This is a genomic window from Nocardioides sp. GY 10113 (genome assembly GCF_004919105.1).
In the GTDB taxonomy this organism is placed as follows: domain Bacteria; phylum Actinomycetota; class Actinomycetes; order Propionibacteriales; family Nocardioidaceae; genus Nocardioides.
In genome coordinates, this window is record NZ_STGK01000009.1 from 67,378 (window position 1) to 89,522 (window position 22,145).

Here is a 22,145-nt window from a genome sequence, read left to right on the forward strand (position 1 = left end):
TCAGGACTCCGTTCCGGTGGTCGGCTCGGCGGCGACGGTCTCGGCAGCCTCCGCGGGAGCGGTGCTGGCCTCACGGTCCGAGCGGCTCGGGCGGTCCCCGCGCGACCCACGGGTCGGACGGTCACCACCGCGGTTGGGGCGACCGCCGCGGCCGGGGACACCGGCGCGAGCAGCGGCCTGGGCCTGGCGCTCGGCACGGGTGCCGGCAACCTCGCCCTTGTAGATCCAGACCTTGACGCCGATGCGGCCGAAGGTCGTGCGGGCCTCGTAGAAGCCGTAGTCGATGTCGGCCCGCAGCGTGTGCAGCGGAACGCGACCCTCGCGGTAGAACTCGGTGCGCGACATCTCGGCGCCGTTGAGGCGGCCCGAGCACTGGATCCGGATGCCCTTGGCACCGGAGCGCATCGCGGTCTGCATCGCCTTGCGCATGGCGCGGCGGAACTGAACGCGGCCCGAGAGCTGCTCGGCGACGCCCTGGGCGACGAGCTGCGCGTCGATCTCCGGGTTCTTGACCTCGAGGATGTTCAGCTGGACCTGCTTGCCGGTCAGCTTCTCGAGCTCGCCGCGGATGCGGTCGGCCTCGGCGCCACGGCGACCGATGACGATGCCCGGGCGGGCGGTGTGGATGTCCACACGGACCCGGTCGCGGGTGCGCTCGATCTCGACCTTGGCGATGCCGGCCCGCTCCATGCCCTTGGAGAGCAGCTTGCGGATCGCGACGTCCTCACCGACGTACGACTTGTACAGCTTGTCGGCGTACCAACGCGACTTGTGGTCGGTCGAGATGCCGAGACGGAAGCCGTTCGGGTTGATCTTCTGACCCATTACTTGGTGCTCCCCTTCTTGACGGCGTCCGCCGGCTGCACGGCCAGGGTGATGTGGCTGGTCCGCTTGTTGATGCGGGTGGCCCGGCCCTGGGCACGCGGGCGCCAGCGCTTCATCGTCGGACCCTCGTCCACGCGGGCGACCGAGACGACGAGGTCGGCGGCGGCCAGGCCCTCGGTGGTCTCAGCGTTCGCGACGGCGCTCTCGAGCACCTTGTAGACGGTGGCGGCGGCGGCCTGCGGCAGGAACTGCAGCGTGGTCAGCGCCTCGTCCACGGGGAGACCGCGGACCAGGTCGACGACGCGGCGCGCCTTCATGGGGGTGATCCGCACGAAGCGGGCGGTGGCGAACGCACCCGGCTGGTCGCCGAGCAGCGACTCGCGCCGCGCGCTGGTGCGGTGACGCTCGGTGGTGCTCATCGACGGCGTCCCTTCCGGTCTTCCTTGACGTGTCCGCGGTAGGTGCGGGTCGGGGCGAACTCGCCCAGCTTGTGGCCGACCATCGAGTCAGAGATGAAGACCGGCACGTGCTTGCGACCGTCGTGGACCGCGATCGTGTGACCGATCATCGCCGGCACGATCATCGAGCGGCGCGACCAGGTCTTGATGACGTTGTGAGAACCCTTCTCGTTCTCGGCGTCCACCTTCTTCATGAGGTGGTCGTCGACGAAGGGACCCTTCTTCAGGCTGCGAGGCATCGCTGGTTACTTCCTACCCTTGCCGGACTTACGACGACGGATGATCTGGGCGTCCGAGGCCTTGCGCTTGCGCGTGCGGCCCTCGGGCTTGCCCCAGGGGGAGACCGGGTGGCGACCACCGGAGGTCTTGCCCTCACCACCACCGTGCGGGTGGTCGACCGGGTTCATGACGACACCGCGGACGGTCGGGCGCTTGCCCTTCCAGCGCATGCGGCCGGCCTTGCCCCAGTTGATGTTGGACTGCTCGGCGTTGCCCACCTCGCCGACGGTGGCGCGGCAGCGCACGTCGACGAAGCGCATCTCGCCCGAGGGCAGACGCAGGGTGGCGCGGGAGCCCTCACGGGCGACCAGCTGGGCGCTGTTGCCGGCCGAGCGAGCCATCTTCGCGCCTCCGCCGGGGCGGAGCTCGATGCAGTGGATCGTGGTACCGACCGGGATGTTGCGCAGCGGCAGGTTGTTGCCCGGCTTGATGTCGGCGCCGACTCCGGCCTCGACGGTCATGCCCTGCTTCAGGTCCTTCGGCGCAACGATGTAGCGCTTCTCGCCGTCCGCGTAGTGCAGCAGCGCGATGCGAGCGGTGCGGTTGGGGTCGTACTCGATGTGAGCGACCTTGGCCGGCACGCCGTCCTTGTCGTAGCGACGGAAGTCGATGACCCGGTAGGCCCGCTTGTGACCGCCACCCTGGTGCCGGGTGGTGATCCGGCCCTGGTTGTTGCGGCCGCCCTTCTTGGGCAGCGGACGGGTCAGCGACTTCTCCGGCGTGGTCCGGGTGATCTCGACGAAGTCGGCCACCGAGGAGCCACGACGGCCCGGGGTGGTCGGCTTGTACTTACGGATAGCCATTATCTCTTCAGTCCTTTACCCGCCCGGTCAGGAGACCGGACCTCCGAAGATGTCGATGCGGTGGCCCTCGGCCAGGCTGACGATCGCGCGCTTGGTGTCCTTGCGCTTGCCGATGCCGTAGCGGGTCCGACGGGTCTTGCCCGGACGGTTGAGGGTGTTGACCGACGTGACCTTGACGTTGAACACCTTCTCGACCGCGATCTTGATCTCGGTCTTGTTGGCGTCCGGGTGCACCAGGAAGGTGTACTTGTTGGCGTCGAGCAGGCCGTAGCTCTTCTCCGAGACGACCGGCGCGATCAGGATGTCGCGGTGGTCCTTGTGGAGCGTGCTCACTTGTCGTCCTCCTTGGTGGCGGCGCCCACGAGAGCGTCGAAGGCGGCCTTGCTGAACACCACGTCGTCGCTGGAGAGCACGTCGTAGGTGTTGAGCTGGTCGACGGCCACCAGGTGCACCTCGGGGGCGTTGCGCAGCGACAGCCAGGTGATGGTGTCGGTGCGGTCCAGGACCACGAGGAACTTGCGGCGGTCGGTCAGCTCGAACAGAGCGGTCAGGGCGGTCTTGGTCGACGGCTTGTCGCCGGCGACCAGGGCCTCGACCACGTGGATGCGGTCGTGGCGCGCCCGGTCGGAGAGGGCACCGCGCAGGGCGGCGGCCTTCATCTTCTTGGGGGTGCGCTGGCTGTAGTCGCGCGGCTGCGGGCCGTGGACGGTGCCACCGCCGGCGAACTGCGGGGCGCGGGTCGAACCCTGACGGGCGCGGCCGGTGCCCTTCTGCTTGTAGGGCTTCTTGCCACCGCCGCGGACGGCGCCGCGGGTCTTGGTGGCGTGGGTGCCCTGGCGCGCAGCAGCCTGCTGGGCGACGACGACCTGGTGGATCAGGGGGACGTTGAGCTCGACACCGAAGATCTCGGCGGGGAACTCGACGGAAACGGTCTTGGCCATGGTGTTCAGCCCTTCTTCGCAGCCGTGCGCAGGACCACGACGCCACCCTTGGGGCCGGGAACGGCGCCCTTGAGCAGGATCAGGCCCTTCTCCACGTCAACGGCGTGGACGGTGACGTTCTGGGTGGTGACGGTGTCGGTACCCATGCGACCAGCCATCCGCAGGCCCTTGAAGACGCGGCCCGGGGTGGCGCAGGCGCCGATCGAGCCGGGCTTGCGGTGGTTGCGGTGGGCACCGTGCGAGGCGCTCACACCGGCGAAGCCGTGGCGCTTCATGACACCGGCGAAGCCCTTGCCCTTGCTGGTGCCGGTGACGTCGATGGCCTCGCCCGCGGCGAAGGTGTCGACGGCCAGCTCCTGGCCGATGGTGTAGTCGGCGGCGTCGGCGGTGCGGATCTCGATCACGTGGCGGCGCGGGGTCGTGCCGGCCTTGGCGAAGTGACCCGCCTGCGGCTTGTTGACCTTGCGGCCCTCGATCTCGCCGAAGCCGATCTGGATGGCGTTGTAGCCGTCCGGCTCAGGCTGGCGGACCTGGGTCACCACGTTGGTGGAGGCGGCGACGACGGTCACCGGGATCACCCGGTTGTTGTCGTCCCAGAGCTGGGTCATGCCGAGCTTCGTGCCGACAAGCCCCTTGACGTTGCGTTCGAAAGTCATAGAAATCAGCCTTCGCGTCAGAGCTTGATCTCGATGTCGACACCGGCGGGGAGGTCGAGCCGCATGAGGCTGTCCACCGTCTTCGGGGTCGGGTCGATGATGTCGATGAGGCGCTTGTGGGTGCGCATCTCGAAGTGCTCGCGCGAGTCCTTGTACTTGTGCGGCGAGCGGATGACGCAGAAGACGTTCTTCTCGGTCGGCAGCGGCACCGGGCCGGCGACCTTGGCACCCGTGCGGGTGACCGTGTCCACGATCTTGCGCGCCGAGGTGTCGATCACCTCGTGGTCATAGGCCTTGAGCCTGATGCGGATCTTCTGTCCCGCCATAGGTCTCTCTCGTCCTTCTGTGTCGTAACCGGAACTGCCAGCCCCGACCCCCGAGGTCGGGCGTGTCGCGTATTCGGAACATGCGCGACCGCACTGGTCGTGGGTGGAACTCGTGTGTTGTGGGCCGCCCGACACCCACTCCTCGACGAAGCTGGTGTCGGACTGATCGGGTCTCCCCCGAGCGTCTCCCCCTCGTCCTGCAACCAGGACTCGGGGCTTCTCTGTCGGGATCGGGATGCGACACACGACGACAACTAAGAAGGCTCACCACGGATCAGCGAAGGATCCGCGCGGGAGACACGATTCAGGAGTCAAGGTGTGGTGCACCCCGGCGACCCGCCGGAGCAACTTGACTATCTTCGCAGAGATCCCGGGGACGGCCAAATCGAAGAGGAGCCGATCGTGGCCGGCCCATGCCCTCCGCCCGCGAGGTGTCCTAGATCACCGTCCGAGGGTGCCGGCCAGGAAGCCGACCGACTCCGGTCGGGCCGACCCGGTCAGCGCCAGCGCCCCGGCAGCGCCGGCCGCCAGCACGACCGCGAGGAAGATCGCGGTCCACAGGCCGGCCGGCAGCGGGGTCAGCCGGCCCAGCTGGTCCGCGTCCGAGCGTCCGGTGCCGGGGGCGCCCCGCTGGCGGCGCCGCTCCGACCACAGCTCCAGCACCGCCCGCGGCGCACCGAGCAGCAGCACCCAGGCGACCACGTGGGCCACCGTCGAGCGCACGGCCGGGTCGGCCCACCACGACAGCAGGACGACGCCGGCGCCGGCGAGGAGCAGCACCAGCAGGCCGTACAGGTTGCGGATCATCAGCAGCATCGCGGCCAGCAGCAACGCCGTCACCCACAGCGCGCCGGCCGCGCGGCCGGCCGCCAGCATCGACGCGGCGGCCAGGCCGACGAGGGCCGGCGCCGGGTAGCCCGCCGCCACCGTGAGCACCATCCCCGGGCCGGTCGGCCGGCCGCGGGAGACGGTCACGCCCGAGGTGTCGGCATGCAGCCGGATCCCGGTCAGCCGGCGGCCCGACAGCAGCGCGGCGGCGGCGTGGCCGCCCTCGTGGGCGATCGTCACCACGTGCCGGGTACGCCGCCAGGCCGGCCCCCAGGCCACCAGCAGCAGCGCGAGGGCCAGCGTCCCCCAGACCACGCCGATCCCGGGCGCGGCGTCGACGGCGACGAGGTCGCCAGCGATCCGTCGTACCACCTCGGCTGCGTCGTCCACGAGGACGGACCCTAGCCGGGCGGGCTCAGGCGCGTGGCCGGGCGGCGATCGCCTCCACCTCGACGAGCTGGTCGGGGTAGCCGAGCACCGTGACGCCGACCAGCGTGCTCGGGCAGTCGTGGTCGCCGAATCGCGCGCGCACCAGCCGCCAGGCGGCGACCAGGTCGGCGCGGTCGGCCGAGGCGACGTACACCGTCGTCCGGGCGACGTCGGTGAGCGCGCAGCCGGAGGCGGCGAGCGCGGCGACCAGGTTGTCCATCACCCGCGTCGCCTGGGCGGTCACGTCACCGGGCGCCACCACCTGGCCGCGCTCGTCGAGGGGGCAGGCGCCAGCGGTGAACACCAGGTCCCCGACGCGGCTGGCGTAGGCGTAGGGGACGTCGTCGGCCAGGCCCGGCGCCCGGAGCAGCTCCACGGTCATGGGGCCAGCGTGCCAGGCCGGGGGCCGCCGCGGTCAGCGGCGCAGCCGCCGGATCACCAGCACCACCAGGAGCAGGCCCAGGAGGCCCATGGCGACCTGCTTGCCGTACGACTTCACCAGCACCGGTACGACGGTCGCGCCGAGGTCGAGCGCGTCGCCCGCGGGCGGGGTGGCCGGTGGCGCCGGCGGCGCGGCCGCCACACCCGGTTCGCCGGCCGCCGCGGCCGCCGCGGCCTGCGCCGGGGTGACCCCGGCCGACGGGTCCTCCGACCGGTCGGTGGCCGCTGCCTCCGCGGCCGGCCCGTCCGCGCGCTCCTCGCCCGCGGGTTGCTCGCCGGCCGCCAGCCGCTGCTCCAGGCAGGTCATGAACTGCCCGAGCAGCTTGTCGGAGACGTCCTGCATCACGCCCCGGCCGAACTGGGCCGGCTTGCCGGTGATGGCGAGGTCGGTGACCACCTCGACGTGGGTGGCCTGCTCCCCCTCGGCGGTCATCGCGACCGTGACGGTCGCCCCGGCGGTGCCGTTGCCACGCTTGTCGCGCCCCTTGGCCTCGACCACGAACCGGTGCGCCTCCGCGTCCCGCTCGACGAACGACCCGGCCCCGGCGTACACCAGGGCGATCGGCCCGAGCTTGACCTTGACGCTGCCCGCGAAGGTCGGCATTCCGGCCTCGTTCTCCGCCACCGACGTGATCTGCGCCCCGGGGAAGCACTCGGCGAGACCGCCGATGTCGCCGAAGTGCTCCCAGGTGGCGTCCAGGCCGGTGGGGACGGTGAAGGAGTGGGTGAGGTCCACGCCGGCGTCCTCAGGCCCCGCCGGCCGCGGCCAGCACCGCGCGTCGGGTCAGCACCGTCGCCAGGTGCCGCCGGTAGTCGGCGGCCCCGTTGAGGTCGCTCGGCGGGTTGGTGCCCTCGGCGGCGAGCGAGGCCGCGGCGGCGACGCTCTCCTCGGTGGCCTGACTGCCGACCAGCGCCTGCTCCGTGGCGCTCGCGCGCAGCGGGGTGGGGCCCATGTTGGTCAGACCGACCCGGGCCTCGGCGATGGTGTCGCCCTCCATCCGGACCGTCGCCGCGACGGCGACGATCGGCCACTGGTGCGCGATCCGCACGAACTTCTCGTACGCCGCCCCCCAGCCGTCGTGCTTGGGCACCCGCACCTCGGTGAGGATCTCGTCGTCGGAGATGTCGGTCTCGAAGAGGTCGACGAAGAACTCCGCGGCCGGCACCGTGCGGGTGCCGCCGGCCCCCTGGATCACGAAGGTCGCGTCCAGGGCGAGCGCCGGCGCACCGAGGTCGCCGGCCGGGTCGGCGTGGGCGAGCGCGCCGCCGAAGGTGCCGCGGTGGCGCACCTGCGCGTCGGCGAGGTGGGTGATCGCCTTGCTGATCAGCAGGGCGTGCTCGTGCACCAGCGCGCTGTGCCCCACCTCGTGGTGGGTGGTCATCGCGCCGATGGCGAGGTGGTCGCCGCCGTCGCAGACGCCCCTGAGCTCCGGGATCCGGCCCAGGTCGATCACCCACTCGGGGGCGTTGAGCCGCATCCGGAGCACCGGCAGCAGGCTCTGCCCGCCGGCGATGATCTTGGCCTCGTCGCCGTGCTCGGCCAGCGCAGCCAGCGCCTCGTCGACGGTGGTCGGTGCGACGTACTCGAACGCTGCGGGGATCATGCCTGGCCTCCGGTCTCGTCGAAGTGAGGTACGGCGGACCCGGTGGTCTCCGCGTCCGGTGCGCCGTGATGGATCGCCCGCCAGACCCTCTCGGGCGTGCAGGGCATCTGGATGTCGTTGACCCCGAGGTGGCGCACGGCGTCGACCACGGCGTTGACCACCGCGGGGGTGGACGCGATCGCGCCGGCCTCGCCCACCCCCTTGGTGCCGAGCGTGTTGGTGGTGCACGGCGTGTAGGTGTGGTCGATGTCGAACGAGATGGTGTCGGCCGCGGTGGGCAGCAGGTAGTCCACGAACGAGCCGGAGACGAGCGTCCCGTTCTCGTCGTAGACCGCCTCCTCCCACAGCGCCTGCGAGATGCCTTGCACCAGGCCGCCGTGCACCTGGCCGGCCACGATGAGCGGGTTGATGATGTTGCCGATGTCGTCGCAGCAGGCGTAGGCCCGCAGCTTCACCGCCCCGGTCTCGGTGTCGACCTCCGCGGCGCACAGGTGGGTGCCGTGCGGGTAGTTGAAGTCGACCGGGTCGAACGTCGCGTCCGCGTCCAGCCCCAGCTCCATCCCCTCCGGGTAGTCGTGGCCGGCGAAGGTCGCGGTGGCGAGCTCCGCCAGGGCCATCCCCTGGTCGGTGCCGCGCACCGTGAACCGGCCGCCCGCGAACTCCAGGTCGTCGACCGAGGCCTCGAGCAGGTGCGCGGCCAGCGGTCGGGCCTTCTCGATCACCTTGTCGGCCGCGCGGACCAGCGCCTCTCCGCCGACCACCAGGGAGCGCGACCCGTAGGTGTCCATGCCGCGCGGCGCGACCAGCGTGTCCCCGTGGTAGACCTCGACGTCCTCGAACGGCACGCCGAGCCGGTCGGCCACGATCTGGCTGAACGCCGTCTCGTGGCCCTGGCCGTGGGCGCTCGCCCCGGTGATCACCTCGACCTTGCCCAGCGGCGTCATCCGGACGCTCGCCGCCTCCCAGCCACCGGCACCGTAGTTGAGGCTGCCGAGGATCCGGGAGGGCGCCAGGCCGCACATCTCGGTGAAGGTGGAGACGCCGATGCCGAGCTGCACCCGGTCGCCGTTGGCGCGGCGCTCGGCCTGCTCGGCCCGCAGCGCGTCGTACCCGATCATCTCCTTGGCGCGCGCCGTGGCCGCCTCGTAGTTGCCGCCGTCGTAGGTCAGCCCGGCCACGGTGGTGAACGGGAACTCGTCGTGCTTGATCCAGTTCCGCTCGCGGATCTCCAGGGGGTCGACGCCGACCTCGGCGGCCAGCTCGTCCATCATCCGCTCGATCGCGAAGGTGGCCTCCGGGCGACCGGCGCCGCGGTAGGCGTCGGTCCACGTCTTGTTGGTGAGCACGCCGAGCACCTGGAAGCGGTAGGCGGCGAACTTGTAGATCGCGTTGTACATGAAGGCACCGAGCACCGGAGTGCCGGTGCCGAGCAGGGAGACGTAGGAGCCGAGGTCGGCGAGCAGGTCGGCCTTGAAGCCGGTCACGTTGCCGTCCTTGTCGGCGGCGAGCGTGAGCCGTTGCCACTGGTCACGGCCGTGGTGCCCGGAGAGCAGCGACTCCGAGCGGGTCTCGGTGTACTTGACCGGCTTGCCCAGCCGCCGCGCCACCGCCCAGGCGATCCACTCCTCGGGCGTGACCTGCAGCTTGCCGCCGAAGCCGCCGCCGACATCGGGCGCGATCACCCGGATCTTCGACTCCGGCACCCCGGTCGTGGCCGCGAGCGCGAACCGGACGATGTGCGGGATCTGCGTGGCCGACCACATGGTGAGCTGCTCACCGGTCGGGTCGACCACCACCGACCGCGGCTCCATGAACGCCGGGATGAGTCGCTGCTGGCGGAATTCGCGCTCGATGAGGATCCCGTCCTCGCGGGCCCGCGCGATCGCCTCCTCGACGTCGCCCCCCGTGCCGGCCTCACCGGAGTCGAAGACCCAGAACGCCGACCTGTTGGTGCCCAGGTCCGGGTGGGCCAGCACCCGGTCCTCGGCGGCCTCCTTGAGGTCGAGCGCGGCCGGCAGCTCGTCGTACTCGACCTCGACCAGCTCCGCCGCGTCGCGAGCGGCGGCCGCCGAACGGGCGACGACCACGGCGACCACCTCGCCCGCGAAGGTGACCCGGTCCGCGGGCATCGGCGAGTGCGTCGGGGCCACCTGGTCCTCGGTGACCGGCCAGGCGTTGATGCAGACGCCGAGCTCCTCGCCGAAGTCCGAGCCGGTCAGCACGGCCGTGACGTTGGGGGCGGCCTGGGCCGCCGCGGTGTCGATCGAGGCGATGGTGGCGTGGGCGAACGGGCTGCGCACCATCGCCAGGTGCAGCATGCCGGGGAGCACGATGTTGTCGGTCCACCGGGTGCGGCCGGTGATCAGACGCTGGTCCTCCTTGCGGCGCCGCTCGCGGCCGATCTCGGCGGCGGCGGAGTCCTGGGTGGCGGTCATGCCGTCACCCCCTCGCCGGCGCCGGAGGACGGTGCGGACTGGGCCGCCGCGGCGTGCTGCACGGCCCGGACGATGTTGTGGTAGCCGGTGCAGCGGCACAGGTTGCCCTCGAGCCCGAGCCGGATCGCCTCCTCCGAGGGGTCCGGGTTCTCGTTGAGCAGGTCGATCGACTGCATGATCATGCCCGGGGTGCAGAAGCCGCACTGCAGGCCGTGGCACTCGCGGAACGCCTCCTGGACCGGGTGCAGGGTGCCGTCGGCGGCGGCCAGCCCCTCGACGGTGGTCACCTCGGCCCCGTCGGCCTGGACCGCCAGCACGTTGCACGACTTCACGCTGGTGCCGTCGAGGTGGACGGTGCAGGCGCCGCAGCTGCTGGTGTCGCAGCCGACGACGGTGCCGGTCTTCCCGAGCTTCTCCCGCAGGTACTGGACGAGGAGCATCCGGGGTTCGACGTCGTCAGCGACCTGCTGACCGTCGACGGTGAGACTGATCCGGGTCATGACTCTCCCTTGAGCGCGTGGGACCTGTGACGTGGCTCACGCTAGGAAGGGCTGGTTGGTTCCCGGTAGGTCAGCGGCCCGCGACCGCGAGGCGGGCCTTGAGCAGGGCGGCGACAGGGTGCCTGCGGCCCTCCCGGTCGAGTCGTTCCAGGCACGCCTCCAGCACCGCGGTGTCGTACGGCGCCAGCTCGCTGAACCGCAGCACGGCATCGGGCTGGGGGTCGGCCAGCAGCGCCTCGCGGACCGCGACGGCGACGTACTCGCCGGTCTCGATCAGCGCCGGGCTCTCGGTGCCCGGCAGCAGCTCGCCGCCGTAGGCGTCGACCGCGGCGGCGACCCGTCCGCACCGGAGCAGGGTCAGCACCTGGTCCACGTCGGTGGTGATCGGCATCGGCAGCCGGTAGGGGCGGGAGGCGAGCTGGCCCGACAGCGCGTGGCGCAGGTGCGAGACCTCGGCCTTGAGCGTGGAGAAGGTCACCGCGTGGTCGCCGTAGAGCATCGCGTGCAGCTGCTCCAGGGAGAGGCCGTCGGGGTGCAGCGCCAGCAGGGCGAGGATCTCGGTCTGGCGGCGGTTGAGCAGCAGGGGCTGACCGTCCACCCGGACCACGGTGCTGCCGAGCAGCCGCAGCACCAGGCCGGGCTCGTCGGCCCGGGCAGCGCCGGCGGCCGGGGCGGCCGGGTGCATGCGGCTCAGCGGCATCGCCTGCTCCAGCATCCGCGCCAGCACGCGGACGGTCGCCATCCCGATCGGGTGGGTGCGGTCCCAGGTGGTGGAGATGTCGATGACCCCGAGCCGCGCGCCGGTGGCGGGGTCGTGCAGCGGCGCAGCCCAGCAGACCCAGTTGTGCACGATCGGCGCGAAGTGCTCGGCACTGAAGACGGTCGCCGGCCGGTCCAGCCGGTTGGCCAGGTCCAGCGCGTTGGTGCCGACCGACCGGTCGTCCCAGCGCCCACCGGGGACGAAGTTGACGGTCTCGGCCTTGCGCCGCATCGCCCGCCCGCCGTAGGTCCACAGCAGCCGGGTGTCCGGGTCGGTCACCGCGATCACCAGGTCACCGTCCTCGGCAGTGCGGCGCAGGTCGGCCTCGACCCGCTCGACCGCGACCTGCAGCGGCGAGCCGCTCCAGTAGGTGCTCGTCTCCTGCTCGTCGGCGAGCGGCGCCCCGATCAGGTCGGGCGCCACCGCGCGCCCCGAGCGCGCCCAGCTGGCGAGGATCTCGGGCCGCACGCTCGACGCCACCCGGTCGCCGTCCTCGACGAAGGTCGCCCAGGCCGCCAGGGTGTCCCGCCGGCGCTGGTCGAGTTCCCTCATGCCGCCAATCTAGCCCGCAGTGTGACGGCCATCACTCGTCTAGATGGGGGATGCGCCACCCTTCCGCGAGTGTCAGTGGGTGGGGACTCGCCCCTCGCCGTGGATCCGGCCCGAGAGCGCCGCCAGCGGCTCCCCCGACCCGCCCCACCGCCGGGCCACGATCTCCGCGGCGATGCTGACCGCGGTCTCCTCCGGGGTGCGGGCGCCCAGGTCGAGCCCGATCGGGCTGGACAGCCGCGCCACCTCGGCGTCGGTCACGCCGGCCTCCCGCAGCCGGGCCAACCGGTCCTCGTGCGTACGGCGCGAGCCCATCGCCCCGACGTACCCGACCGCCGGCAGGCGCAGCGCGACCTCCAGCAGCGGCACGTCGAACTTGGGGTCGTGGGTCAGCACCGTGATCACGGTGCGGGCGTCGATCCGCCCGGCGTCGCGCTCGGCGGCCAGGTAGCGGTGCGGCCACTCCACCACCACGTCGTCGGCGTGCGGGAACCGGCTGGTGGTGGCGAACACCGGACGGGCGTCGCAGACGGTCACGTGGTAGCCGAGGAACGCGCCCACCCGGGCCACCGCGGCGGCGAAGTCGATGGCGCCGAAGACCAGCATCCGCGGCCGCGGGGCGAAGGCCCAGACGAAGACCCGCATCCCCTCGCCGCGGCGCTCGCCGTCGGGGCCGTAGCCCAGGGTCGCGCTGTGGCCCGCGGCGAGCAGGCCGAGCGCGTCGTCGCGGACGGCGTCGTCGATGCGCGCGCTGCCGAGCACGGCAGCGGCCTGCTCCGCCGGCGCCGGGTCGTCGGGGCGGATCACCAGCCGCCGCCCGACGTACGACGGGTCGGGGTGCTCGACGACGGTGGCCACCGCGACGGGCCGCCCGGCCTCCAGGTCGGCGGCGATGGCACCCAGCTCGGGGAAGGTCTCGCGATCGACCTTCTCGACGTACACGTCGAGGATGCCCCCGCAGGTCAGGCCGACCTCGAAGGCCTCGTCGTCGGAGACGCCGTAGCGCCGCAGCACCGGCTCGCCGGCGCCGACCACCTCCTGCGCCAGCTCGTAGACGGCCCCCTCGACGCAGCCTCCGGAGACGGAACCGACGGCGGACCCGTCCGGCCCGACCAGCATCGAGGCGCCCGGCGGGCGTGGAGCGGAGCGGAAGGTCGCCACCACCGTGCCGACCCCGACGCTCTCGCCGGCCTCCCACCAGGCGAGCAGCTGCGGCATCACCTCACGCATCACGCACCACCTCCAGCAGCTCGGTGAAGGTCGCCAACGAGTGCCCGGCCAGGAGCGCGTCCACGTGCGGCAGCACCGCGGCGATCCCCCCTTGCACCGGAGCGTAGCCCGGCTTCCCGCGGTGCGGGTTCACCCAGACCACCCGGTGCGCGACCCGGCGCAGCGCGGCCACCTGCTCGCCGAGCAGGCGCGGGTCGCCGCGCTCCCAGCCGTCACTGACGACCACCACCACCGCACCGCGGGCCAGCCCACGCCGGCCCCAGCGGTCGTTGAACGCCCGCAGCGTCTCCCCCAGTCGGGTGCCGCCGGACCAGTCCGGGACGGCCTCGCCGGCGGCGGCGATCGCCCGGTCCGGGTCGCGCCGCTCCAGCGCGCGGGTGAGTCGGGTGAGCCGGGTGCCGACGCTGAAGACCTCGACCGCGCCCCGCCCGTGCGCCGCCGAGCCGGCCTCGACCATCCGGTGCGCCAGCCGCAGCAGCGCCTCGACGTACCCGCTCATCGACCCGGAGACGTCGACCAGCAGCACGACCCGCCGGTGCCGCACCGATCGGCGCCGGCGGTGGATCCGGGCCGGCTCCCCCATCCGGCGCAGGCTAGCGCGCAGGGTCCGGGAGGCATCGACGACGCCGCGCCGGTGCGGCGTACGACGGACCGCCGACCGGCGGGGCAGCACCACGGGGAGGGCGGAGAAGAGCAGGGCCAGCCGGGCCCGCTCGGCGGCGTCCAGGGTCGCGATGTCGCGGTGCCGCAGCACCTCCACCTCGCTGGCCGCCGCGCGCACCGGGTCGCCCCGGTCGTCCTCGCCGGCACCCTCGGCTCCGTCCTGCTCCGGCAGGAGCGTGGTCGGCGGCGGTCGGCGGGGGTCGCGGGGCCGGGAGGTCGGGCCGCGCAGGTCGCGGCGGAACCACTCCTCGAAGACCCGGTCGTGGCGCTCGAGGTCCTCCGGGGAGGCGCACAGGGTGGCGTGGCCGGCGGTGCGGAGCGCGGCCGGGTCGCCGAGGCCGACCAGCGCGGCGGCGGCCAGGTAGGAGTGGGCCCGGTCCTGCGTGACGGCGACGCCGGCGGCGCGCAGCGCCCGGGTGAAGCCGAGCAGCACCTCGTCGGGCTGGCGGGCGACGGGCGCCTCGGTCGCCGCGCTCATCCGGCCAGCATCCGGTCCAGCGCCATCTTCACCCGGTCGGCGTCGTCGCGGTACTTCACCAGGGCGCCGAGCGTGCGGGCCGCCGACGCGACGTCCAGCTCGACGGTGCCCAGGTGCTGCAGGGCCCGCGCCCAGTCCAGGGTCTCGGCGACGCCCGGCGGCTTCAGCAGGTCGGCCTCGGCGCGCAGCCGCTGCACCACCCCGACCACCTGACGGGCCAGCTCGGCGGAGACCTCCGGCGCGCGGGAACGGACGATCGCGACCTCCCGGTCGAGCCCGGGGTGGTCGATCCAGTGGTAGAGGCAGCGCCGCTTCAGCGCGTCGTGCAGCTCGCGGGTGCGGTTCGAGGTGAGCACCACCGTCGGCGGGGTGGCGGCCTGGATGGTGCCGAGCTCGGGGATGGTCACCTGGAAGGTCGAGAGCACCTCCAGGAGGAACGCCTCGAACTCGTCGTCGGCCCGGTCGACCTCGTCGACGAGCAGGACCGCCGGGCTGCGCTGCAGCGCGGCGAGCACCGGCCGGGCGAGCAGGAAGCGCTCGTCGTACAGGCTCTTCTCGGCCTCCTCGACGGTCTCGTTCCCGCTGTCCCGGGAGAGCGCCTCGAGAGCCCGCAGGTGCAGGATCTGGCGCGGGAAGTCCCAGTCGTAGAGCGCCTGGGTCGCGTCGATCCCCTCGTAGCACTGGAGCCGGATCAGCGGCTGCCCGAGCGCCTCGGCGATCGCCTCCGCCAGCGCCGTCTTGCCGGTGCCGGGCTCACCCTCGAGCAGCAGCGGGCGCCCCATCTCCAGGGCGAGGAAGAGCACCGTGGCCAGGTCCTCGTCGCAGAGGTACCCGGTCGCCTCGAGGCGCGCGGCGAGGTCGGCGACGCGGGGTTCCATGACGGCGAGGCTAGGGAGCGCGGCGTTGGTCGCCGGTTGGCTCGGCGCGCGGGTCGCGGGGTCGGTCCACGTCCTCGCCGCTGGCCAGGTCGCCGCACTCGACCAGCACCACCTCGTGGGCGGCCAGGTAGTCGCGCGCGCCGTGGTCGCCGACCGCGGTCTCCAGCACGTGCGGCCAGTGGTCGCGGCCGATCAGCACCGGGTGGCCGGGCTTCCCGTGGTACGACGCCCGCGCCAGCGTCGAGGCGCTGCCGCCGCCGGTGGCCGAGAGCACCCGGCGGACCACGTCGGGGCCGACGTCGGGGAGGTCGACCAGCAGCACCATCGCCGCGGAGGGTGAGCCCGGACCGGTCGGGCGGGCGAGCAGGGCGCGGAGCCCGGCGGAGAGCGAGGCGCCCAGCCCGGCGGCCCAGTCGGCCGCGTGCACGACCTCCACCTCGGGCGGTCCGCCGTGCTCGGGGGCCAGCACCGCCTCGGCCTCCTCGGCGGCGGCGCCGAGCACCACGGTCACCCCGTCGCAGCCGCCGCGGCGCAGCGCCGCGATCGCCCGCCACAGCCAGGGGCGGCCGTCCCCGTCGCGGATGAGCGCCTTGGGGGTGCCCATCCGGCGTCCGGCGCCGGCGGCGAGCAGCAGACCTGTGGCCATGGGTCCGACGATGCCACGGAACGCGGCGGTTGGACCCCACGAAATGGCCACAGGGCCCCCGCCGGAGCGGAGGCCCTGTGGTTGCGTTCTGCCGAACGACGTGGATCTGATCAGATCAGAAGTCCATGCCGCCCATGCCGCCCATGTCGCCGCCACCGGGCATGGCCGGAGCCTTCTCCGGCTTGTCGGCGACGACGGCCTCGGTGGTGAGGAACAGCGCGGCGATCGACGCGGCGTTCTGCAGCGCCGAGCGGGTGACCTTGGCCGGGTCGATGATGCCGTTGGCCAGCAGGTCGACGTACTCGCCGGTCGCGGCGTTGAGGCCCTGGCCCGCGGGGAGCGAGGCGACCTTCTCCGCGACGACGCCACCCTCGAGGCCGGCGTTGACGGCGATCTGCTTCAGCGGCGCCGAGACGGCGGCCTTGACGATCGAGGCACCGGTGGCCTCGTCGCCGGTGAGCTCGAGCTTCTCGAACGCGGCGGCGGCGGCCTGCACCAGCGCGACACCACCACCGGGGAGGATGCCCTCCTCGACGGCAGCCTTCGCGTTGCGGACGGCGTCCTCGATGCGGTGCTTGCGCTCCTTGAGCTCGACCTCGGTGGCCGCGCCGACCTTGATGACGGCCACGCCGCCGGCCAGCTTGGCGAGGCGCTCCTGGAGCTTCTCGCGGTCGTAGTCGGAGTCCGACTTCTCGATCTCGGCGCGGATCTGGTTGACCCGACCCTCGATCTGACCCTGGTCGCCCGCACCCTCGACGACGGTGGTCTCGTCCTTGGTGATGACGACCTTGCGGGCCTGGCCCAGCAGGTCGAGACCGGCGGTCTCGAGCTTGAGGCCGACCTCCTCGGAGATGACCTGGCCGCCGGTCAGGATCGCGATGTCCTGCAGCATGGCCTTGCGGCGGTCACCGAAGCCCGGGGCCTTGACGGCGACGGACTTGAAGGTGCCCTTGATCTTGTTGACCACCAGGGTGGACAGCGCCTCGCCGTCGACGTCCTCGGCGATGATCAGCAGCGGCTTGCCCGACTGCATGACCTTCTCCAGCAGCGGGAGCAGGTCCTTGACGGTCGAGATCTTGGAGTTCGCGATGAGGATGTAGGGGTCCTCGAGGACGGCCTCCATGCGCTCCAGGTCGGTGGCGAAGTACGCCGAGATGTAGCCCTTGTCGAAGCGCATACCCTCGGTGAGCTCCAGGTCGAGGCCGAAGGTGTTCGACTCCTCGACGGTGATCACACCCTCCTTGCCGACCTTGTCCATCGCCTCGGCGATGATCTCGCCGACGGTGGAGTCAGCGGCGGAGATGGAGGCGGTCGAGGCGATCTCGTCCTTGGTCTCCACGTCCTTGGCCATGCCCAGGAGCTGCTCGGAGACAGCGTCCACGGCGGCCTCGATGCCGCGCTTCAGACCCATCGGGTTCGCGCCCGCGGCCACGTTGCGCAGGCCCTCGCGGACCAGCGCCTGGGCGAGGACGGTGGCCGTCGTCGTGCCGTCACCGGCGACGTCGTCGGTCTTCTTCGCGACCTCCTTGACCAGCTCGGCGCCGATCTTCTCGTAGGGGTCCTCGAGCTCGATCTCCTTGGCGATCGAGACACCGTCGTTGGTGATCGTGGGGGCGCCCCACTTCTTCTCCAGGACGACGTTGCGGCCCTTGGGGCCGAGGGTCACCTTGACGGCGTCAGCGAGCGTGTTCATGCCACGCTCGAGGCCGCGCCGGGCCTCCTCGTTGAAAGCAATCAGCTTCGGCATAACTCTTGCGATTCCTCACGCATTCGAGTCGTGGTGGACCGGTTCGCTGCCCGCGACGGACGGCCAGGCCGTTCCGATGGACCCTTCCCACCGACGCTGCTGACCTCAGCTCCCCGGACCGGGGGTCTGGTTGTCACTCTCCGACGGAGAGTGCCAACGTCATGTTTAGCACTCGGCCTAGGCGAGTGCAAGGAGAGGGCGCCGCCCGGACCGGCCCGGGCTAGCGCAACCGGGCGGCGACGAGGTCGGCGAACCGGTCGGCGTTGGCGGGGTCGACGTCGAGGTAGAGTCCCGGCTCGATCAGCTCCAGCTCGCTGACCGCCCAGACGCCGTCGTACGGCAGCAGGTCGACCCGCGCGTAGGCGAGGTCGGCACCCCGCAGCTCGCGGGCGGCGGCGACGGCCGCCTCGGCCGTCCGCGCCCGCTCCGGGTCCGCCGCGACGACACGGCTGCTGCCGCCGTACTGCTCGTGCACGCGGACCTCGTCCTGCGCACCCTCGCCCGCGACCGCCTTGTCCACCTGGGCGACCGCGCGGCCGTCGAGGACGTAGACCGACGTCTCGCCGAGGACCCGGATGTCCGCGACCAGCGGCTGCACCACCCAGGGTGCCGGCGTGAGGCCGTCTAGCCGCGGGTCGTCGAGCCGATCGGCGACCACGAGACCCACGCCGCCGGCGCCGGTGCGGGGCTTCACCACCACCGTCCCCCACCGGGCGAACGCGGCGCCCAGCCCGTCGACCAGCGTCTCGTCGTCGACCGGCGCCGTCGGGATCACCGGGAGGCCGGGGCTGGCGGCCGCGAGCTCGGCCAGGTAGGTCTTGTCGGCGTTCCAGGCGAACACCTCGGCGCCGTTGAGCAAGAGGGTCTGCCGCTCCACGCGGCGGGCCCAGTCGAGGAAGGCGGGCAGCCGCCGGTGGTAGTCCCAGGTGGAGCGGACCGCGACCAGGTCGGCCGCGGCCCAGTCGACATCCGGGTCGTCCCAGCGGACCCACTCGGCGGTGATCCCGCGGTCGGCCAGGGCCTTCGGCAGGAGGTCACCGCCGGGCTCGCCGTCGGGCATCAGGGCGAAGGTGGCAAGCAGCACGTCGGGCACGCCCGAAGCCTAGGAAGGGGCGCCCGCCGACCCCTCACCCGGGGCGGGCGGATGGTGCCCGAACGGCACCGCGTCGTTCTCCCCGAGCGCGGTGAGGAGCGAGGGCAGCAGCGCCTTCGCCGTCCGCTTGTAGCCGGTCGCGCTGGGGTGGAAGCGGTCGGTGCTGAACATCTCCTCGGGGTTGCTGATGAAGAACGGCCCGACCACGTGGGCCAGGGAGATCGCGTGGGCGCCGCTGCGGACCGAGGTCGCCGCCTGCGCCGCGGCCAGCTGACGCGAGGCGCGGGAGCCGAGGGTGCGCAGCGGCTGCGGCACCGGGCGCAGTGCGCCGAGGTCCGGGCAGGTGCCGACCACGACGTGCGCGCCGCGCTCGCGGAGCAGGCCGATCGCCTCCTCGAGGTGGCGCACCGAGGTCGGCACCGGGACCCGGTGGGTGACGTCGTTGCCGCCGACCACGATCACCGCGAGTTCGGGCGCGTAGCCGTGGGGCAGCCCGTCGATCTGGCCGGCCAGCGCCGAGGACTCGGCGCCGACCACGGCGGCGGTGCGCAGCCGCACCGCTCGCCCCAGCTCCTTCGCCAGGCCGCGGGCCAACCGGCCGCCCAGCGTGTCCTTGGGACGCTCGGCACCGAGGCCGGCGGCGATCGAGTCGCCGAGCAGCAGCAGGTCCAGCGGGTCGCCGTAGGACCCCTTCCAGACCCGGTCGGCGTCGGGCGCCCGCTCCCCCAGCGGCTTGCCGATGGCACGGCGGGCGATCGAGGCCTGCCGGGTGAGCAGCACCCGGGCGCCGCCGGCCGCCGCACCGGCGACGAAGCCCGCGCCGGCGAGCGCGGTTCCCGCCATCACTGCGGTACGACGGGGAACCATGTCTCCGTTGTGCCAGACCCGGCTGAACGGATCGTTGCCCTCCGGTGGCGCGCAGCCTGCCGGTGGTTGAGGTGCGAGCGAAGCGAGTCCTCGCGGTGGTTGAGGTGCGAGCGAAGCGAGCCCTCGCGGTGGTTGAGGTGCGAGCGAAGCGAGCCCTCGCGGTGGTTGAGGTGCGAGCGAAGCGAGCCCTCGCGGTGGTTGAGGTGCGAGCGAAGCGAGCCCTCGCGGTGGTTGAGGTGCGAGCGAAGCGAGCCCTCGCGGTGGTTGAGGTGCGAGCGAAGCGAGCCCTCGCGGTGGTTGAGGTGCGAGCGAAGCGAGCCCTCGCGGTGGTTGAGGTGCGAGCGAAGCGAGCCCTCGCGGTGGTTGAGGTGCGAGCGAAGCGAGCCCTCGCGGTGGTTGAGGTGCGAGCGAAGCGAGCCCTCGCGGTGGTTGAGGTGCGAGCGAAGCGAGCCCTCGCGGTGGTTGAGGTGCGAGCGAAGCGAGCCTCGAAACCACCACCCGGGGCGCCTCGGTCTCGAGCCTCGCACCTCAACCAGCGGCGGCGACCACGATCTCCGGGTCGTGACGGACGGGGAAGTTGACCGAGGCCGCGATGAAGCAGTTCCTGCTCGCCTCGGCGTGGATCTCCCGGGCCAGGCCGACCAGCCCGGGGTCGGCGATGGCGACCCGCGGGCGGAGCAGCACGTCGGTGAAGCGCCCGCCGTCTCCGGACTGGCTCATCGTCCCGACCGGCGCGTCGTCGTACGCGGTGACCACGATGCCGTGGCGGACCGCCGAGTGCAGGTAGGAGAGCAGGTGGCACTGGGACAGCGCGGCGACCAGCAGCTCCTCGGGGTTCCAGCGGGTCCGGTCGCCGCGGAAGGTGGGGTCGGCGGAGGCAGCGAGGTCGGGCTTGCCCTCGGCAGAGAGCAGGACGTCGCGGCCGTAGTCGCGGTAGCCGCTGGTCCCGGTGCCGCGGTTGCCCTGCCAGGTGACGTCGAGCCGGTAGCGGTGGTCCACGCACCCGATCCTGCCGGAACCGGCGGCCACGTCGGCACCGCTCACCGCGAATCGGTGGCGAGAACACGTTCCACTTGGCACGCTGGACCTGTGACCGAGACCACATCCGCCCGCAACGAAGCGGCCGCGAGCAGCCCGCGACCGCTCAACCTCGCCGACGTCCTCGAGGCGATGGCCGACCGGATCCCCGACCGGACGGCCGTCTTCACGATGGCGCACGCCTTCTCGTTCGCCGAGATCGACGAGCGCTCGACGCGGCTCGCCAACCACCTGGTCGAGCTCCGCATCAAGCCCGGCGACCACGTCGCCGTGCACGCGCCGAACCGGATCGAGTGGGTGGACGCCTTCTACGGGTGCCTCAAGGCGCGCGCGGTCCCGATCAACATCAACTACAAGTACCTCCACGACGAGCTGGCCTACCTCTACGACAACGCCGACTGCGTGGCCGCGATCATCGCCCCGGAGTACGTCGACGCCGTGGACGCGCTGGACCTGCCGAGCCTGGCCACGCGGATCGTGCTGGGCCCCGACTACGACGCGGCGCTCGCGGCGGCCTCGCCCGAGCGCCGGATCACCGGCCGCTCCGGCGACGACCACTACGTCATCTACACCGGCGGCACCACCGGCAACCCCAAGGGCGTGGTCTGGCGGATCGAGGACCTGATGCGCGGCGCCCTCAACGCCGCCCGGTACGGCGCCCCGCTGGACTCCGTCGAGCAGCTGGTCGAGGAGGCCGTGGCCGTCGAGAACCCGATGGTGCTGCTGGCCTGCGGCCCGATGATGCACGGCGGCAGCCAGTGGATCCTGGGCAACGGCCACGTCGCCGGCCACACCGTGGCCCTCTACGTCGAGCCGCACTTCGACGCGGAGAAGATCCTGGACCTGGTCGAGGCCGCGAAGGTCGTCTCGTTGACCTTCCTGGGCGACGCGATGGGGCGGCCGGTCGCCGAGGCGATCCTGGCCGAGCCCGACCGGTGGGACCTGAGCAGCCTCGCCGCCGTCTCCAACGGCGCCGCGCCGCTGTCGGAGGGCGTGCGGGCCGAGATCCGGAGGGCCCTTCCGGGCCGGTTCATCCTGGACTCCTACGGCGCCTCGGAGTCGGGGGCCGCCGGCTCGCGGGTCGACGACGGTTCCGAGGGCCCCGTGGGCGCCCCGAAGTTCGACGTCAGCGACCAGGTCGAGGTGTTCACCCCGGACATGAAGCCGGCCCCGGTCGGGGTGGACGGCATGCTGGGTCGGTCCGGTCCGGTGCCGCTGGGCTACTACAAGGATCCGGTCAAGACCGCCGCGACCTTCAAGGAGGTCGACGGCGTGCGCTGGGCGATCCCCGGCGACTTCGCCCGCCGCGAGGAGGACGGCAGGGTCACCGTCCTGGGCCGCGGCTCGGTCTGCATCAACACCGGCGGCGAGAAGGTCCACCCCGAGGAGGTGGAGGCCGTCCTGCTCCGCCACGACGACATCTTCGACGCGGTCGTCGTCGGCACCCCGCACGAGCGCTGGGGCCAGCAGGTCACCGCGCTCGTCCAGCGGCGCGAGGGCAGCGCCATCGACGCGGAGGCCGTGCGCACGCACTGCAAGGCGCTGATCTCCAACTACAAGGTACCCAAGCAGGTCCTGTTCATCGACGAGGTGCCGCGCACCCCGGTGAGCAAGGTCGACTACCCGGCCAGCGCGGCGCTCGCCGCCGAGCTGCTCGGCTGAGCCCGGAGC

Annotated in this window: 24 protein-coding genes; 1 reads left to right on the forward strand and 23 read right to left on the reverse strand. The window is 72.5% G+C overall.

Annotation, left to right across the window (positions count from 1 at the left end; genetic code table 11):
- The 23 genes from rpsC to E8D34_RS12195 form a co-directional block, all read right to left on the reverse strand.
- The gene (gene rpsC, locus E8D34_RS12085; protein ID WP_136594896.1) at window positions 1–825 is read right to left on the reverse strand and encodes a 30S ribosomal protein S3; all 825 of its coding nucleotides are present in this window, start codon (window positions 823–825) and stop codon (window positions 1–3) included.
- Window positions 825–1,244 (reverse strand): 50S ribosomal protein L22, encoded by a 420-nt coding sequence (rplV, locus tag E8D34_RS12090; RefSeq protein WP_136594897.1) that lies wholly within the window; start codon window positions 1,242–1,244, stop codon window positions 825–827. The genes rpsC and rplV overlap by 1 nt, the downstream gene beginning before the upstream one ends.
- Window positions 1,241–1,522: a 30S ribosomal protein S19 gene (rpsS, locus tag E8D34_RS12095; RefSeq protein ID WP_136594898.1), complete on the reverse strand. Its 282-nt coding sequence runs from the start codon at window positions 1,520–1,522 to the stop codon at window positions 1,241–1,243. Before rpsS ends, rplV begins: the two co-directional genes overlap by 4 nt.
- Before the next feature lie 6 nt (window positions 1,523–1,528).
- A complete protein-coding gene (gene rplB, locus E8D34_RS12100) occupies window positions 1,529–2,365 on the reverse strand; it encodes a 50S ribosomal protein L2 (protein WP_136594899.1) in 837 nt (278 codons plus the stop codon).
- A gap of 27 nt (window positions 2,366–2,392) precedes the next feature.
- Window positions 2,393–2,698 carry a 50S ribosomal protein L23 gene (gene rplW / locus E8D34_RS12105; protein ID WP_136594900.1) on the reverse strand — a complete coding sequence of 102 codons (306 nt, stop codon included), beginning with the start codon at window positions 2,696–2,698 and terminating at the stop codon, window positions 2,393–2,395.
- Window positions 2,695–3,306, reverse strand: coding sequence for a 50S ribosomal protein L4 (rplD, locus tag E8D34_RS12110; RefSeq protein WP_136594901.1), 612 nt, complete (start codon window positions 3,304–3,306; stop codon window positions 2,695–2,697). The genes rplW and rplD overlap by 4 nt, the downstream gene beginning before the upstream one ends.
- A gap of 5 nt (window positions 3,307–3,311) precedes the next feature.
- On the reverse strand, window positions 3,312–3,962 hold the full coding sequence (gene rplC, locus E8D34_RS12115; RefSeq protein WP_136594902.1) for a 50S ribosomal protein L3: 651 nt from the start codon (window positions 3,960–3,962) through the stop codon (window positions 3,312–3,314).
- A gap of 17 nt (window positions 3,963–3,979) precedes the next feature.
- Window positions 3,980–4,288, reverse strand: coding sequence for a 30S ribosomal protein S10 (rpsJ, locus tag E8D34_RS12120; RefSeq protein ID WP_007078637.1), 309 nt, complete (start codon window positions 4,286–4,288; stop codon window positions 3,980–3,982).
- Window positions 4,289–4,729: 441 nt separating this feature from the next.
- Window positions 4,730–5,506, reverse strand: coding sequence for a M50 family metallopeptidase (locus E8D34_RS12125; RefSeq protein ID WP_240771312.1), 777 nt, complete (start codon window positions 5,504–5,506; stop codon window positions 4,730–4,732).
- A 25-nt stretch (window positions 5,507–5,531) separates the two neighbouring features.
- Complete coding sequence (locus E8D34_RS12130) at window positions 5,532–5,927, reverse strand: RidA family protein (RefSeq protein ID WP_136594903.1); 396 nt, start codon at window positions 5,925–5,927, stop codon at window positions 5,532–5,534.
- A gap of 33 nt (window positions 5,928–5,960) precedes the next feature.
- Window positions 5,961–6,722: an SRPBCC family protein gene (locus E8D34_RS21550; protein WP_136594904.1), complete on the reverse strand. Its 762-nt coding sequence runs from the start codon at window positions 6,720–6,722 to the stop codon at window positions 5,961–5,963.
- 10 nt (window positions 6,723–6,732) lie between these two features.
- Window positions 6,733–7,590 (reverse strand): xanthine dehydrogenase family protein subunit M, encoded by an 858-nt coding sequence (locus E8D34_RS12140; protein ID WP_136594905.1) that lies wholly within the window; start codon window positions 7,588–7,590, stop codon window positions 6,733–6,735.
- Window positions 7,587–10,025: a xanthine dehydrogenase family protein molybdopterin-binding subunit gene (locus tag E8D34_RS12145; RefSeq protein WP_136594906.1), complete on the reverse strand. Its 2,439-nt coding sequence runs from the start codon at window positions 10,023–10,025 to the stop codon at window positions 7,587–7,589. Before E8D34_RS12145 ends, E8D34_RS12140 begins: the two co-directional genes overlap by 4 nt.
- Entirely contained in the window at window positions 10,022–10,525 is a 504-nt protein-coding gene (locus E8D34_RS12150) for a (2Fe-2S)-binding protein (protein ID WP_136594907.1), read from the reverse strand. The genes E8D34_RS12145 and E8D34_RS12150 overlap by 4 nt, the downstream gene beginning before the upstream one ends.
- Before the next feature lie 70 nt (window positions 10,526–10,595).
- On the reverse strand, window positions 10,596–11,837 hold the full coding sequence (locus E8D34_RS12155) for a transcriptional regulator (protein ID WP_136594908.1): 1,242 nt from the start codon (window positions 11,835–11,837) through the stop codon (window positions 10,596–10,598).
- Window positions 11,838–11,909: 72 nt separating this feature from the next.
- The gene (locus tag E8D34_RS12160; RefSeq protein ID WP_136594909.1) at window positions 11,910–13,064 is read right to left on the reverse strand and encodes an XdhC/CoxI family protein; all 1,155 of its coding nucleotides are present in this window, start codon (window positions 13,062–13,064) and stop codon (window positions 11,910–11,912) included.
- Complete coding sequence (locus E8D34_RS12165) at window positions 13,057–14,205, reverse strand: VWA domain-containing protein (RefSeq protein ID WP_136594910.1); 1,149 nt, start codon at window positions 14,203–14,205, stop codon at window positions 13,057–13,059. Before E8D34_RS12165 ends, E8D34_RS12160 begins: the two co-directional genes overlap by 8 nt.
- Window positions 14,202–15,083 carry a MoxR family ATPase gene (locus tag E8D34_RS12170; protein ID WP_136594911.1) on the reverse strand — a complete coding sequence of 294 codons (882 nt, stop codon included), beginning with the start codon at window positions 15,081–15,083 and terminating at the stop codon, window positions 14,202–14,204. The genes E8D34_RS12165 and E8D34_RS12170 overlap by 4 nt, the downstream gene beginning before the upstream one ends.
- 10 nt (window positions 15,084–15,093) lie before the next feature.
- A complete protein-coding gene (locus E8D34_RS12175; RefSeq protein ID WP_136594912.1) occupies window positions 15,094–15,729 on the reverse strand; it encodes a nucleotidyltransferase family protein in 636 nt (211 codons plus the stop codon).
- Between the two features lie 115 nt (window positions 15,730–15,844).
- Window positions 15,845–17,476, reverse strand: a complete 1,632-nt coding sequence (groL, locus tag E8D34_RS12180; RefSeq protein ID WP_136594913.1) for a chaperonin GroEL — start codon at window positions 17,474–17,476, stop codon at window positions 15,845–15,847.
- Window positions 17,477–17,696: 220 nt separating this feature from the next.
- A complete protein-coding gene (locus tag E8D34_RS12185) occupies window positions 17,697–18,569 on the reverse strand; it encodes a hypothetical protein (protein ID WP_136594914.1) in 873 nt (290 codons plus the stop codon).
- A 9-nt stretch (window positions 18,570–18,578) separates the two neighbouring features.
- Complete coding sequence (locus E8D34_RS12190; protein WP_136594915.1) at window positions 18,579–19,436, reverse strand: SGNH/GDSL hydrolase family protein; 858 nt, start codon at window positions 19,434–19,436, stop codon at window positions 18,579–18,581.
- Between the two features lie 528 nt (window positions 19,437–19,964).
- Window positions 19,965–20,435, reverse strand: coding sequence for an OsmC family protein (locus E8D34_RS12195; RefSeq protein WP_136594916.1), 471 nt, complete (start codon window positions 20,433–20,435; stop codon window positions 19,965–19,967).
- A 90-nt stretch (window positions 20,436–20,525) separates the two neighbouring features.
- Between E8D34_RS12195 and E8D34_RS12200 the strand changes: the two genes are divergently transcribed.
- Window positions 20,526–22,136, forward strand: coding sequence for an AMP-binding protein (locus tag E8D34_RS12200; RefSeq protein WP_136594917.1), 1,611 nt, complete (start codon window positions 20,526–20,528; stop codon window positions 22,134–22,136).
- Window positions 22,137–22,145: the final 9 nt, after the last annotated feature.